This window comes from Bizionia hallyeonensis, assembly GCF_042657385.1.
Classification (GTDB): Bacteria; Bacteroidota; Bacteroidia; order Flavobacteriales; family Flavobacteriaceae; genus Algorimicrobium; species Algorimicrobium hallyeonense.
Map to the genome: position 1 here is coordinate 99,175 of NZ_JBHSLA010000007.1, position 15,664 is coordinate 114,838.

Genomic DNA, 15,664 nt, shown 5'->3' on the forward strand with positions numbered 1-15,664 from the left:
ACATCATATTATTATGCTTTGCATAATATATTCATGTGTATTGTGTTCTGGCCATACTATTAACTAACAACCACAACATGATGAAAACTACGTCTAAATCCATTCTAATACTATGTTTATTATTAGTTATTTTTTCTTGTAAAAAAGAGAATACCATTGGAAATGAAAAAGTTCATGAATTAACCAATCAATCTTTTAACGACACTACTTTAGATTATGATGATACACCTTCAGAGATATCACATGAATCAAAAACAAATCAAGATTTATTAGCTGATGCTAATTTTGCGATAGAACCTGATAAAAACAGAACACCTTCGAAAGTTAACAACTTTGAAGTAGATCCTAAAACAGAATTAATTTCTAAAAGAGATCGTACTACTAAACATTATTTGCGAGAAGATGGCAAAACAATAGATGCTGTTTTATCTCCAAAGTCCATGCACTACCAAAGTAAATCTGGTAGCTGGGAAGATATAAATACGAATCTCGTACCTTCAGAAAAAAGAGATTATGTCTTTGCAAATACCTCTAACAATTTAAGATCTTGGTTTCCAGCAGACCCATCAGAATACGGTGTGATTATTCAAACCGATAATTCCGAACTGGTTATGGGTAAAAACCTTACTATGAGCTTAACAGATAGTATTGGAACCCTTTTAAAAGCTAACAATTTTAAAACTGCAATACCAAAAGCAAATAAAAATACCCTTACTTATAACAATGTTCTGGATGGTATTGATAATGAATATGTCATAAAAGCAGACGAGATTAAGCATAACATTATTCTTAACAGCAATCCTATATCAAATGATAACACAGTCTTTGTAACGTTTACCGAAGATTTAGAATTACCAAAAAATTATAGTCTAGAGTATGACCAAAATCAGACTGGTTTGGTTATTGTAGATGAGAATAATCAAGTCTATCTACAAATTCCAGCACCACAGGTGTATGAAAAAAATAATGAAGCTGTTTTAGCACCAACGGAAGATGCAGCATTTCATATTGAAAAAGTTGATTTAGGAATTAATACGTATCGTATAGCTACAAAAATTTCAAAGCAATGGTTAGAGAATAGAAATTACCCTATAATAGTTGATCCTACAATTACATTAAATGGTAATATGTCTGGTTATATCCGTTATCGATATGATTATGATGATTCTGGATGTGGATCATCTACTACTACTCGCACATATTACTCCTCTAATAACCAACCAGCTAGAATTCAGGTAGGATATTATTATAGTAGAAGTGGTGGAAGCTGGTGTACTTATAGAGACACCTACTATGACCATTATAGAAGTTGGATAAAATATGATACAAGTTCAATTCCTGATGTTAGTGTTATTAATAACGTAGAGTTTAGTGCAAATGTAGCTAGCTTGTATGGAAATTCCATACCAGCTTATTTAAGATCATCCTCATCGGAAGGTGGTAACTACACCACAAGTTCAAATTCAAGTCAGTATAACTCTTTGGTAGCAGGTGGCAATCACGGCACAGCTTATTATAACACCACAGGGCAACAATCATATACCATATTAAATGGTGGAGCCACAACTCGAGTCCAAGATTTATTAGCACAAGATTATTTCCAGTTAAGTTTTGATTCCAATGGGAGTAACCGAGATAATAGACCTTATAGAATTTTTAATACAGCTCAATCCTTATTACGTGTCACTTATTTAGGAGCATGCGAAAATATTACTGAAGCTCCGGAAAACCCATTTCCATTTAATACCGCAACAGAGGTTTGTTACAATGGCGGTGGAGCAGTTACAGTTTTAGGCTGGACGGCAGTGCCAGAAGCTACAGTATATGATGTTTATTTTGGAACCTCGCCTACACCAGGTCTGTTACAATCTAATCTTGCAGCAAACACAACTACAGCTAATCTTAACTTAACAGCAAACACACAGTATTATTGGAGAGTAGTGCCTAAAAATGACTGTAGTACCTTTAGTAATGTTAGCACATGGAGCTTTACAACAGCAGCTCAAGTCTGTTCTGATGATTATTGTGATGTAACATTTAATAATGTACGCCCAATTACCAGTGTTACGTTTGGTGATATTAACAATCAAAGTTCAAGTTCAACAAATAGTCCATCTTATGAAAATTACACGGCGTTTTCCACTACAGTAGTCCAAGGTAATGGTACCAGTCAAGGAACCGGTTATAATATTACTGTTAAAGGTAATACAGATGGAGCCCAAGAAAACAGAACATTATACTTTACAGCTTTTATTGATTGGAATCAAAATGGCGACTTTTCTGATGCTAACGAATATTATGAAATAGGTAGTGTTACAAATTCTGATGGTACCGATACTGAAGAAGCTTCAACGATTTTAAACATCCCTTCGGGTGTTGCTTTAGGAGGTACTACGATGCGAATAATAGCTAGTAGGTTTGGTTATAATATTAATCCTTGTGCTCCTGTTGAAGGAAATGGGAATAACTACTACGGTCAAACTGAAGATTATACGGTTAATATTTGTGAATTACCTATAGCAAATTGTAATAATGATATTACGATTCAACTTGACGAGTCAGGAAATGCTAGTATAACAGTTTCAGATATTGATAATGGTAGTACAGCTAATTGCGGCTTACAGTCCTTAACTATTTCTCAAACAAGCTTTGATTGTTCAGATATTGGACAAAAAATAGTTGAATTAACTATTACAGATGTTTTTGGCAATTCATCTACCTGTAACGCAACTGTTACAGTATTAGATACCGAAGGACCAGAAATAACCTGTTTAACAGATATTATATTAACCACAGAAGTGGGTGGATGTTTAGCTACTATTACGGATAGCAGTTATGATGCGATAGTTGCAGATAATTGTGGTATAGCCTCAATAAGTAATAATATAACCAATACGGCGACTTTAGCTGGTGCTGTTTTTGATATTCCGTCAAATCCTACAACTGTAATATGGACTGTAGAAGATACGTCTGGTAATATTACCCAATGTGAAACTATTTTTACGGTAGAAACGCCTTTACCAATCTTGGCATCCGTTGATCCTGTAAGCTTTTTACCTGGTGATACTATTACCTTAAATGGTAATCATTTTACTTCATCTGGAAACACTATAAATATAAACGGTCAGACTGTTACACCTGACAGTGAAATGGTCACAGAAATAACATTTACCATTCCAGTAGGTGTTTGTACTGATGTACTTTTTGTAACTAATGGCTGTGGATTTGAAACAAATACCCTACCCTATACTGTTGAATCACCTGTAATAAATTCAATTAACCCTAGCATTTTACCTTACGAAGGTAATGTTGAAGTGCTCATTAACGGAACAGGTTTTAGTAGTTCTGGAAATACAGTTACTATTGGCGGTATTGCGGCAACGAATATTCAAAATGAGAGTCAAACATCTATTACAGTTACATCTCCAGCAGGTGTGTGTAACGGAACTATTGAAATTACAAACGCATGTGGTGTCATTTCCAATTCTTTTGGCTACTCCGTTAATGCACCTATAATTGGTGCTATTAGTATTAGTCCTATAGTTCCTGGAAGTAACTTAATTATTAATGGTGCTAATTTTAATCCAGGTCAAAATTCTGTATCCATAAACGGCATTGATGCACCAATTATTTCAGATTCTTTTGCTAGTATAACGATTACTGTGCCATTTTTAAACAATGTGTGTGCGGCAGATATCATTGTAACAACTTGTAATTTAGTATCTGATACGTTTTCAAGTTCTTCTAATGAGTTGGAACCACCAACCATAAGTTGTCCAAACGATATAAGCGCTATAGCAACAAGTGAAGCTGGAGCAGTTGTAACTTATACTGAACCTCAAGGAACCGATAATTGTGGTGTGGCCTCTACTGTATTAACTACTAATCTTGGAAGTGGAGACACCTTCCCTATTGGTGATACTACAGTGACTTATGAAACCACAGACACATCTGGTAATATGGTTTCATGCTCATTTACAGTAACAGTAGTTGGTGTAGCACCAGTAATAAATTGTCCGGCAACAATTACGGTTAATAATACTATAGGACAATGCGATGCGATTGCTAATTTTAGTGCAACAGATGTCGTTGGAATTCCAGCTTCAGTCATTACATATTCGCAAGATCCTAATACTATTTTTCCAATTGGAACAACTACAATTACGGCTACTGCAACTAATGCTGTAGGTACTTCTACCTGTACTTTTGATGTGGTAGTATTAGATTCCGAGGCACCAGTTATAACGTGTCCTGGAAATATAGTTCAAGATTCAGATTTAGGTTCTTGTGACGCAGTGGTAACTTATGTTGTTTCGAGTTCCGATAATTGTGTTGGAGAAACAATAGTTCAAACATCAGGTTTAGCCTCCGGAAGTATGTTCCCATTAGGAACAACTACAAACTCGTTTGAAGTTACGGATGCATCAGGAAATACAGCTACTTGTAGTTTTGATGTTACCATTGAAGACAATGAATTACCCAATGCAGTTTGTCAAGATTTAACTGTTTATTTAGATGCGAATGGACAAGCAAGTATTACGGCTCAAGATATAAATAATGGATCGACAGATAATTGTGGAATAGCTTCAATTTCGATAAGTGATAACAGTTTCGATTGTTCAGATGTTAGTTCAGGAGGAGGTACATCTGACCCTTCAAAAAGTATTATAATTTCTGGAGTTTTCGATGGACCGTTAACAGGTGGTGTGCCAAAGGGTATTGAGTTATATGTTATTAGTGATATAAGCAACCTTTCAGAATATGGTATTGGTTCAGCCAATAATGGAGGAGGCAGTGATGGTGAAGAATTTACTTTTCCGAATGTAGCAGTTACTTCAGGAACATATATTTATGTAGCTTCTGAAAGCCTTCAATTTAATGCTTTCTTTGGCTTCAATCCAGATTATACAGATGGCTCGATGGGAATAAATGGCGATGATGCTATTGAATTATTTTATAATGGGAATGTTGCTGATGTTTTTGGCTATATTAATACAGATGGAACAGGTCAATCTTGGGATTATTTAAATGGCTGGGCTTATAGAAATAATAATTCTGATCCGAATGGTTCAACATTTCAGTCTAATAACTGGTATTACAGTGGTACTAATGCGCTTGATGGAGAAAGTAGTAACACAACAGCCACTATACCTTTTCCTATTGGTATGTTTACCACTACTCAAGGTGGAGGAATCTCTTCTGGAGTTTCGGTAAACTTAACCATAACAGATAACAATGGAAACGTCAGTACATGCACCGCATCAGTTACGGTATTAGATGCAATTCCACCAGAAATAACATGCCCTGGAAATATTGTACAAGATTCCGATTTAGGATCCTGTGATGCTGTTGTTAATTATACGGTTATAGGCTCTGATAATTGTGCTGGAGAAGCCGTAGTTCAAACTGCTGGTTTAGCATCAGGAAGTGCCTTTCCATTAGGAACAACAACTAACACCTTTGAAGTTACAGATGCATCAGGAAATACGGCTACTTGTAGTTTTGACGTAACTATTGAAGATAATGAACTACCAACAGTCGCTTGTCAAGACCTAACGGTTTATTTAGATGCTAACGGACAAGCAAGCATCACAGCTCAAGACATTGATAATGGCTCAACCGATAATTGTGAAATTGCTTCTATATCTATTAGTGATAACAGTTTTGACTGTAGTGATGTAAGCATAGGGGGAACGGCATCAGGCGTATGGATTAACGAACTTCATTATGATAATGATGGTGGGGATTCAGGTGAGTTTGTAGAAGTTGCTGGAACTTCGGGATTTAATTTAACAGGTTATAGCATTGTTTTATATAATGGTAGTAACGGAACGTCTTATGACACAATAAACCTTTCAGGTACTATTGATAATGAAGGTGGTTCTGGTTTTGGAGCTATAGAATTTTTTCAATCTGGAATTCAAAATGGAGCACCAGATGGATTAGCACTTGTGGATAATTTAGGAGATGTAGTTGAGTTCTTAAGTTATGAAGGTTCATTCACAGCAACTGATGGTCCAGCAAATGGATTAACATCTACAGATATTGAAGTAAATGAGCCAGGTTCAACACCTGTAGGTGAGAGTTTACAACGAACTGGAGATGGTAATTCTTCATGGACAGGACCAATAACTGCAAGTTCTGGGGATTTAAATGCGGGACAAAATTTTTCTAGTGGTTCTGGCGTATCGGTTACTTTAACAGTAACTGACAACAATGGGAACGTAAGTTATTGTAATGCAACTGTCACTGTTTTAGATGCAATCGCACCAGAAATAACGTGTCCAGGAGATATTACACAAGATTCAGATTTAGGATCCTGTGATGCAGTTGTAAACTATACTGTTATAAGCTCAGATAATTGTGCAGGAGAAACTCTAGTACAAACGGCAGGTTTAGCTTCAGGAAGTGTTTTTCCATTAGGAACAACCACAAACACGTTTGAAGTTAAGGATGCATCAGGAAATACAGCAACCTGTAGTTTCGATGTGACTATTGAAGACAATGAATTGCCAACAGTAGTTTGTCAAGACCTAACGGTTTATTTAGATGCTAACGGACAAGCAAGCATCACCGCTCAAGACATCGATAATGGGTCGACAGATAATTGTGGAATAGCTTCAATTTCAATAAGCGATAACAGTTTTGATTGTTCAGATGTTAGTTCAGGAGGTACAACAACAGCCTCTACCGATTTATTCATTTCAGAATATATTGAAGGAAGTGGAAATAATAAATGTATCGAAATCTATAATGGCACAGGAGCAGATGTCAATTTAGGCAGCTATGAGTTGGCTAGATATACAAATGGTAGTACTTCGTCTTCAGAAATTTCATTATCTGGAATTTTAGCAGATGGAGACGTCTATGTTGTTTGTAATTCAGGAGCTTCTTCAGCTTTTACAAATGAAGCCGATTTACTTACCGGTTCCATGACACATAATGGAGATGATGCCATCGCTTTATTGAAAAATGGATCAGCCATTGATATTTTTGGAAGAATTGGACAAGATCCAGGTTCTTCATGGAATCAAGGAGGTAATAGCACATCAGATGAAACATTAGTAAGAAATTCAAATATTACGGATGGGAATACGGATAATGATGTAAACTTCCCATCATTAGAAACCGAATGGACTAGCTTACCTCAAAACGATACGTCTAATTTAGGAAGTCATACCGTGTCTGGAGGTGGAGGCGTTGGGGTTTCCGTGACCTTAACCGTTACGGATACTAATGGAAATGTAAGTTCTTGTACAGCAATAGTAACGGTAGAAGATAACATAGCACCAGAAATCACTTGTATAGCAGATGCCACAAGAGATACCGATTTAGGTCAATGTGATTACACGATTCAAGGAACAGAGTTCGATGCTACTTTTACAGACAACTGTATTTCAGGAAGCATTAGCAATAGTGTTAATGGCACTTCAAGTTTATCAGGAGAAGTATTTGCTTTAGGAGCAACAACCGTTACTTGGACAGCAGACGATGGTCATGGGCAAGTAGTAACGTGTACAACAACAATCACTGTAGAAGATAACGAAGCACCAGTGATTACTTGTATTGGAAATGACACAAGAGATACCGATTTAGGTCAGTGTGATTACACCATTCAAGGAACAGAATTTGATGCTAGTTTTACAGACAACTGTATAGATGGAAGCATTAGTAATAGTATTAATGGAACATCTAGTTTATCAGGAGAAGTATTTGTTTTAGGAGCAACAACAGTTACTTGGACAGCAGATGATGGACATGGACAAATTGTTACGTGTACAACAACAATAACCGTTGAAGACAACGAAGCACCAGTGATTACTTGTATTGGAAATGACACAAGAGATACCGATTTTGGTCAGTGTGATTACACCATTCAAGGAACAGAGTTCGATGCTACTTTTACAGATAACTGTATAGATGGAAGCATTAGTAATAGTATTAATGGAACATCTAGTTTATCAGGAGAAGTATTTGTTTTAGGAGCAACAACAGTTACTTGGACAGCAGATGATGGGCATGGACAAATTGTTACGTGTACAACAACAATAACCGTTGAAGACAACGAAGCACCAGTGATTACTTGTATTGGAAATGACACAAGAGATACCGATTTAGGTCAGTGTGATTACACCATTCAAGGAACAGAGTTCGATGCTAGTTTTACAGACAACTGTATAGATGGAAGCATTAGTAATAGTATTAATGGAACATCTAGTTTATCAGGAGAAGTATTTGCTTTAGGAGCAACAACAGTTACTTGGACAGCAGATGATGGACATGGACAAATTGTTACGTGTACAACAACAATAACCGTTGAAGACAACGAAGCACCAGTGATTACTTGTATTGGAAATGACACAAGAGATACCGATTTTGGTCAGTGTGATTACACCATTCAAGGAACAGAGTTCGATGCTACTTTTACAGATAACTGTATTTCAGGAAGTATTACGAATGACTATAACAATTCAGCAAGTTTAGCTGGAGAAATATTCGTTCAAGGTACAACTACTGTTACTTGGACTGCAGATGATGGACATGGACAAGTTGTGACGTGTACAACAACCATCACCGTTGAAGATAACGAAGCTCCAATTGTAAACTGTTTAGATTTACAAGTGCAATTAGATGCCTTCGGAAATGGTAGTATTGAGTTAAGTGATATTAATGGAAATTCTACGGACAATTGTGGTATTGCAAGTATTACGTTATCTCAATTGACGTTTGACTGTTCAGATATTGGAGGAGATTTAGATCAATTAATTATCTCAGAATATATTGACGGAACAGGCAATGAAGATTGTATAGAAATTTATAATGGAACCGGTAACCCAATAAATTTATATGAAGAAGGATATACGTTGAATGTCTATATAGATGGAAGCTCAACAGTCACCTATTCAGTTCCTTTATTAGGAATAATTGGAGATCGTGAAGTCTATGTCGTTTGTAATCCAACTTCACCAGCAGCTGCTACAGAAGCAGATCAAACAGGTGCTTTTGCTTTCAATGGTAATGATGCCATAGCATTAGTGTATAATGGTAATGCAGTAGATGTATTTGGTGAAATAGGCGTCAATCCTGGAACAGGATGGAGTGCTTCATCTGTTTCAACTTATGGAACAACCTTAGTTAGAAATGAAGATGTCTTACAAGGAAATGTGAATGCCTTTGTTGCAAATTTAGCAACTGAATGGTCTCAGTACTCTCAAAATACAGTTTCTCAATTGGGAGATCATAATATTGAAATAGCTGCATTAGCAAATAATGTGATATTGACTGTAACTGACACAAGTGGTAATGTATCTACTTGCGAAGGAAATGTGACTGTTGTAGATCAAATTGCACCAGAAGTATTTTGTCAAGATGTTGTTGTACAATTAGACGCCAATGGTGTTGGAAGTACAACAGCTCAAGCTGTAGATAATGGATCTAATGATGCCTGTGGAATAGCCAGTTTATCTTTAGATAAAACGGATTTCACCTGTGCAGACGTTGGTTCTAATACTGTTACCTTAACGGTTACAGATAACAACGGAAACACCTCTACTTGTACAGCTACAGTAACTGTAGAAGATAATATAGAACCAATTGTTGTAACACAAGATATTACGGTTCAATTAGATGCCAGTGGAGGTGTAAGCATTACTCCATCACAAATAGATAATGGCTCTAGTGATAACTGTGGTATTGCTTCCCAAGTAGTAGTTCCAAATTCATTTGATTGTTCTAATATTGGAGCAAACACTATTACACTAACCGTAACAGATGTGAATGGAAACTCTTTTTCTGAAACAGCTATTGTAACGGTTGAAGATAATGTGGATCCAGTAGCAAGTTGTCAAAATATTACAGTTGTGTTAGATGGTAATGGTGTTGCAACCATAATTGGAGAAGATGTAGATAGTGGTTCAAGCGATGCTTGTGGCATAGCGTCTTATGAAGTGACTCCATCGGTATTTGGATGTGAAAATATTGGGCCAAATACAGTAACCTTAACAGTTACAGATAATTATGGAAATACTTCAAGTTGTACAGCCACAGTAACTGTTGAAGGAATTGTTCCAGAGGTAACCATTACACAAGGAGAATTACCAGATTTTTGTCAAGGAGCAGCAATGGTATTAACAGCCAATAGTGCTGAAGCCATAGAATACTACTGGAGTACTGGTGAAACCACAGAATCTATAGAAGTAACAGGTAATGGAATTTATGGCGTGTTAGTTACTTCAGCAACAAATTGTACAACTTATTTAGAGTATGAAGTTACAGGGTTTGATTCAGGTTCGCTAATTTCAGCATATACCATATTAGCACAAGATGAAGTGTTTTTACATGGAGGTAATTTAGTTCAAACTGGAGGTGTTGGAGCAATGAATCCTAATTCTGGTAATGTTAAATTACATCAAGCTAGTAATGTTGTTGGCTTTGCACAAGCAGTAAGCATTAATTTAAATCAAGGTAGTACCGTGGGTACTCCAATTTATGCAGCTGCTAATCCAACCATACCAACATTTGTCTATAATACGTATTCAAACAATGCTAGTCCAGATGCTACAGTAAACAATAACCAAACAGTTACTTTAAATGGAAGTGTTTATGATGTAGTTACTGTTAAGCAAGGTGCTACTGTAATATTCAGTCAGTCTAATGTATACATCAACGAATTAAAAACCTTTAAAGATGCTAACATTGAATTTTCTGGGTGCGCAAATGTTATTTTAAACGAGAAGTTCACGCTAGCTGAAGGAGGCACAATAAATTCTAATGGGAATAAGGTTGTTTTCTATGTGGATGAAGATGTTCAAATAGAAAAAGGATCGGATGTTAGAGCAAGTATTCATGCTTATAATCATGAGATGCTTGTTAAAGGTGCAAATGGCAATGGAAACAATGCCGGAGAACCAACCTATATGACTGGTTTATTTATAGCAAATAGAGTGCATGGAAATAAAAATATTATTTGGAATGCAGATAGTTTATGCGAACCATGCCCAATAGAGCAACCAGTAATAGGAGAAACAAATTCAAATAACAATTCACAAGGTCGATTAAGTCTTGAAGTAGTTGCATGGCCAAATCCTTCTGACACATACTTCAACTTAAAATTAAAAACAGCAAACGTAATAGATCAAGTTGAAATGCAAGTATTTGATATGAACAATAAACTCGTTCACACGAATAAATTTAATCCAAATGAGATATACAAGTTTGGTGACAAATTGGATAGTGGTGTTTATATTGTGAAAGTGAGTCAAGCTGGAGTAACAAAAGCAATCAAACTCATTAGATACTAATACATAAACGTATCGTTTACAATAGCTTTACGGATTAAATAAAAAAGGTAGTAATTTTAAATTACTACCTTTTTTTATTGACTTTACAAGTTTTCTTATTCGCCTTTAAATAATTTATCTAGGGCTACTCCCAATTTAGATTTGAGGTTGAGCTGTTAATTTCATGAAATCATGTATTGATTTTGCACAAATGATTATACAATTTATAAACCCAAAGGTGTTTTTTTTAGCATATAATCTTGCCATTTTATGAGAATAAATTTATCAATACCGTGCTCTACTTTTTTAAGAAATCCATACTCATATACAAAGAAATAAACATCCCCTTTTTGGTTTTTCCAGTAATGCGTAAAAAAATTAGTATTAAAACCTATATCCTTTAAAATCTCTGTTCTTACGGTCACCTTCCCCCCTTTATTGAATTCCTTCAGTATTTTCCGATTCAACTTCAGTTGATTATTAACTTTATCATAGAAACGTTCTGGTTGTTCCTTTGCTTTTTGATATTGATAACCACTTTTACATTGTGGGTCGCAAAATTTCTTATCGGTTCGACCTACTAATTCCTTTTTACAATACAAACATTCTTTGTGAAATCTCATGTGATATTATTTAACCGTATTTTATACGTATCCTATTCGAATAAGATACGACTAAATCATTTATTCATATTATTTTTAAACTAAAAACATGGGACTTCATAAAAGTATCACATTAAAGCATTTACTAATTGACCAGAAAAAATGCATTGGACTTCAATTTAACACCAACAAAATTATTCAAGCCTTAGTTGATACTTTACCAATCGTATCATGGAGTAATGATTTTGGGATGTTTTACGTTTTAAACAACAAAAGTAATTTAGAGTTCATATTTAAAACGTTTCATGGAGTTGCTTGGATTAATGGCAACTATTTTTTTTCTGAAAAAGTGATAAATCCCGATAATCCAGAATTAAATCTGGAACGCTACAGAAACAGAAAGACAAAAGATGGCTTTAAAACTTGCCCTGAAGAATATTTATTAAAACTTGAACTTAAGCGATATTCCAATAATACAGTCCGTAATTACGTATCCTGTTTTGAAGCATTTATTAATTATTACGACACCCAAGATCCTATAAATCTAAACGAAATGGATGTTAGGAAATATCTTCAAAAACTGATTCAGGAAGGAAAATCCAATTCTTATATAAATTTAGCGGTTAACAGTATAAAGTTTTTTTACGAGACTGTACACGGAATGCCTAATAGGTTTTATTCAATTGAAAGGCCGAGAAAAGAAAAACAATTACCGGAAGTACTTTCAAAAGAAAATATCATAAAGATTATTAAAAACACCAACAATATTAAACACAAATGTATAGTAGGCTTACTCTATTCATCTGGCCTTAGAAGAAGTGAGTTATTGAATCTTTCAGTAACTGATATAGACAGTAAAAGAATGGTGGTAAAAATTAACAATGCTAAAGGAAAAAAAGACCGCATTTCTATATTAAGTCCAAGTCTATTAAAAGACCTTCAAGATTATTATCGAGAATACAGACCAAAAACATATTTATTTGAAGGACAGAAAGGCAAAAAATACAGTGCCACTAGTGTTTTAAAAATTGTAAGTAGTGCTGCTAAAAGAGCAGGTATTGTTAAAAAAGTAACACCTCATATGTTAAGACATAGCTTTGCTACGCATTTGTTGGAAAATGGAACTGACATTAGGCATATTCAACTTCTGTTAGGACATAGTTCAACAAAAACAACAGAAATTTATACCCATGTGGCAAATAGATCATTCATGGAAATTAAAGATTTACTATCTTAGCGTTATAACGTGGATATAGACTATAGTCTATATCCAATTGTTACCTACAATAGCGTAACGCCATAAAAATTCACCATTCTTACGCAAAACTAAACGGCAAATCTGATCGCACTCAAACGGATAAAACTTTTGATTGAACAAACATTTTATACTTTCGATTTATCACTGTTGCGTTAATCTTTATGATTTCCGACCTGCCACTGTTACGGAATATTACGCCGATTTTTAGCACGTTTACACTTCGTTTTAAATAGCCATTTATTGCCCAGTTTAAAGTTTCGTTTTTTTCAGAATTTTAAGTCAGAAAAATTGAAAAACTACTGTAGGTAACATGGTGTATAAAAAATGCTTATTTTAGTACCTAACACAAACGAAAGTGTGCGTTTGCTACCTTCCGATTTTCCTGCGGAAAATCCTCGGACGCAAACCCGCACTTTCTATACACATACCGTTGTGGTGCATATTGACCGAAACGCAAAAAGAATTATAAAAGCAAATGGAATTGACAATAAGGAAAGAAGAATCTAAAGATTTCGAAACCGTTTTTAATCTTATAGAAAAGGCATTTGAATCAGAACAAATGTCAGACCATAAAGAACAGTTTTTGGTGCAAAGATTGAGAAAATCTGACGCTTTTATTCCTGAATTGTCTTTGATAGCGGAAAATGAAAATAAAACTGTCGGACATATTTTGCTAACTAAACTGAAAATCAAAAATGGACAAAATGAGTTTGACTCGTTGGCACTTGCGCCAGTTTCAGTACTTCCAGAATATCAAGGAAATGGAATTGGAGGAATGCTGATTAAAGAAGCTCATAAAAAAGCAAAAGAATTAGGATACCAATCTGTTATATTACTTGGACACGAAAAATATTACCCAAAATTCGGATACAAACGAGCCGACCAATTTGGTATAGAATTACCATTTGAAGTGCCAAAAGAGAATTGTATGGCAATTGAATTGGTTGAAAACGGATTGAATGGAATAAGTGGAATGGTTGAATATCCAAAAGAATTTTATGAATAAAAGGAATAGCGTATTTATCGCAACAAGTATAGACGGCTATATCGCTGACAAAAATGGCGGAATTGATTGGCTAAATTCAGTGCCTAATCCTAACAATGATGATATGGGATATGTTGAATTCATCAGTGGGATTGATGCAATTGTTATGGGACGAACAACATTCGAAACTGTAATAGGTTTTGATGTTTCTTGGCCATATAACAAACCTGTTTTTGTATTGAGCAATAAACTGAAAGAAATACCAGAATCACATAAAGACAGAGCCTTTTTAGTCAAAGGAACTCTATTAGAAATTTTAGAGCAAATTAACGGAAAAGGATATGAGAGATTATACATTGATGGAGGAACAACAATCAGGAATTTTTTAAAAGCGGACTTGATTGATGAAATGATATTAACAACTATTCCAAGTTTATTAGGTGGTGGTTCTTCATTGTTCGGAGAATTACCAAACGAGCTTAAATTTGAGTTGATTGGAACAAAAACATTCCTGAATCAAATATCGCAAAGACATTATAAACGAAAAAAATAAAAATACGACACCACAACAATATATATGAAATCATAGCACCCTTCGGGATGCTACGCTTCATATACTAAACGTTGGCATTCATTGAGGCGGAACGTTAAAAATGAGACTTATGAGTAATTTATCAAACATAAAAACGGAAATTGAAAAATATGCAAACGACTCAAATTTGACCGAACTGCAAATCGTTGAGAAACTTGAAAAACACTACTTTAATAAAAAAGTAAACGAGAATTTAAAACTCTATAAAAAAAGAAAGAAAAAAGTAAGCGAAATAACAAAAGAGCTGAAAATCTCGCCACGAAAATTTTACGGAATTCTGGAAAAGAAAAAAATTAAGCATAAGAAGTATAACAAATCCGAATGAACATAAATTCAACATCTGAATTTAGCTCGGTTGCGGAATCGAGAACTGAATTGAAAACCAAAACCCGAACTGAATGCGGAATTTAGCAAATTGCGGAATTGCTCACTCAATCGGAACTGAAAAATTTTGCGGAATAAAAAGCTAACCGAATTCACTAAAAAACTGAATTAATGAAAAAGAATTTACCTTTAATAGTAATTATAGCAAGTGCAATTTTAATAATTGCAAACTTTATAATGTCGGAAAAAATTGACCGAGGATTTTGGATGTCAACATTATCGAGTGTCTTAATTATAATATCAATGGTCTTAACAATTAGAGCAAATAAAAATAAAGACAGCAATCAATAATCTGAATAAAAACAACGAAATGCCAACACCGTGTATAATTAATTGCTTTGGTCGTTGTCTATTTGGAAAATTCCTTCGGAATTTTCTCTGGCAAGTATTTGTTTACTAAATTAGTTGCTTAACCACGCAACTAACCATACACATACACGTTGGCAACAAGCTGAAAAAAACCGAGAAAACCGAAAATGAACAACGAAAAATGGAATGAAATATGCTTTTTACTATCCGACAATATTCGGACAGATATTAGTGAAAGTGATTTTGAACAAAATG

7 protein-coding genes are annotated in these 15,664 nt (G+C 34.8%); 6 read left to right on the top strand and 1 reads right to left on the bottom strand.

Annotation, left to right across the window (positions count from 1 at the left end; translation table 11 throughout):
* The first annotated feature begins 77 nt into the window (after window positions 1-77).
* Window positions 78-11,300 carry an HYR domain-containing protein gene (locus ACFPH8_RS14590; protein WP_376862129.1) on the top strand — a complete coding sequence of 3,741 codons (11,223 nt, stop codon included), beginning with the start codon at window positions 78-80 and terminating at the stop codon, window positions 11,298-11,300.
* A 203-nt stretch (window positions 11,301-11,503) separates the two neighbouring features.
* Here the strand turns inward: ACFPH8_RS14590 and ACFPH8_RS14595 are convergent, their stop codons facing one another.
* Window positions 11,504-11,902 (bottom strand): hypothetical protein, encoded by a 399-nt coding sequence (locus ACFPH8_RS14595; RefSeq protein ID WP_376862131.1) that lies wholly within the window; start codon window positions 11,900-11,902, stop codon window positions 11,504-11,506.
* 88 nt (window positions 11,903-11,990) lie between these two features.
* On the opposite strand from ACFPH8_RS14595, the gene xerA reads away from it, so the two are divergent.
* From xerA to ACFPH8_RS14620, 5 genes are all read left to right on the top strand, one after another.
* Complete coding sequence (xerA, locus tag ACFPH8_RS14600) at window positions 11,991-13,118, top strand: site-specific tyrosine recombinase/integron integrase (protein ID WP_376862133.1); 1,128 nt, start codon at window positions 11,991-11,993, stop codon at window positions 13,116-13,118.
* A 496-nt stretch (window positions 13,119-13,614) separates the two neighbouring features.
* Window positions 13,615-14,145, top strand: coding sequence for a GNAT family N-acetyltransferase (locus ACFPH8_RS14605; RefSeq protein ID WP_299206064.1), 531 nt, complete (start codon window positions 13,615-13,617; stop codon window positions 14,143-14,145).
* The gene (locus ACFPH8_RS14610; protein ID WP_299206066.1) at window positions 14,138-14,677 is read left to right on the top strand and encodes a dihydrofolate reductase family protein; all 540 of its coding nucleotides are present in this window, start codon (window positions 14,138-14,140) and stop codon (window positions 14,675-14,677) included. Before ACFPH8_RS14605 ends, ACFPH8_RS14610 begins: the two co-directional genes overlap by 8 nt.
* Before the next feature lie 109 nt (window positions 14,678-14,786).
* The gene (locus ACFPH8_RS14615) at window positions 14,787-15,041 is read left to right on the top strand and encodes a hypothetical protein (RefSeq protein WP_376862136.1); all 255 of its coding nucleotides are present in this window, start codon (window positions 14,787-14,789) and stop codon (window positions 15,039-15,041) included.
* A 170-nt stretch (window positions 15,042-15,211) separates the two neighbouring features.
* The gene (locus tag ACFPH8_RS14620) at window positions 15,212-15,391 is read left to right on the top strand and encodes a hypothetical protein (protein ID WP_376862138.1); all 180 of its coding nucleotides are present in this window, start codon (window positions 15,212-15,214) and stop codon (window positions 15,389-15,391) included.
* Window positions 15,392-15,664: the final 273 nt, after the last annotated feature.

Excerpts from the sequence above, each read along its gene's own strand:
- ACFPH8_RS14590 (WP_376862129.1), top strand. The coding sequence starts at position 78 with ATGATGAAAACTACGTCTAAATCCATTCTAATACTATGTTTATTATTA.
- ACFPH8_RS14595 (WP_376862131.1), bottom strand. The coding sequence starts at position 11,902 with ATGAGATTTCACAAAGAATGTTTGTATTGTAAAAAGGAATTAGTAGGT.
- xerA (WP_376862133.1), top strand. The coding sequence starts at position 11,991 with ATGGGACTTCATAAAAGTATCACATTAAAGCATTTACTAATTGACCAG.
- ACFPH8_RS14605 (WP_299206064.1), top strand. The coding sequence starts at position 13,615 with ATGGAATTGACAATAAGGAAAGAAGAATCTAAAGATTTCGAAACCGTT.
- ACFPH8_RS14610 (WP_299206066.1), top strand. The coding sequence starts at position 14,138 with ATGAATAAAAGGAATAGCGTATTTATCGCAACAAGTATAGACGGCTAT.
- ACFPH8_RS14615 (WP_376862136.1), top strand. The coding sequence starts at position 14,787 with ATGAGTAATTTATCAAACATAAAAACGGAAATTGAAAAATATGCAAAC.
- ACFPH8_RS14620 (WP_376862138.1), top strand. The coding sequence starts at position 15,212 with ATGAAAAAGAATTTACCTTTAATAGTAATTATAGCAAGTGCAATTTTA.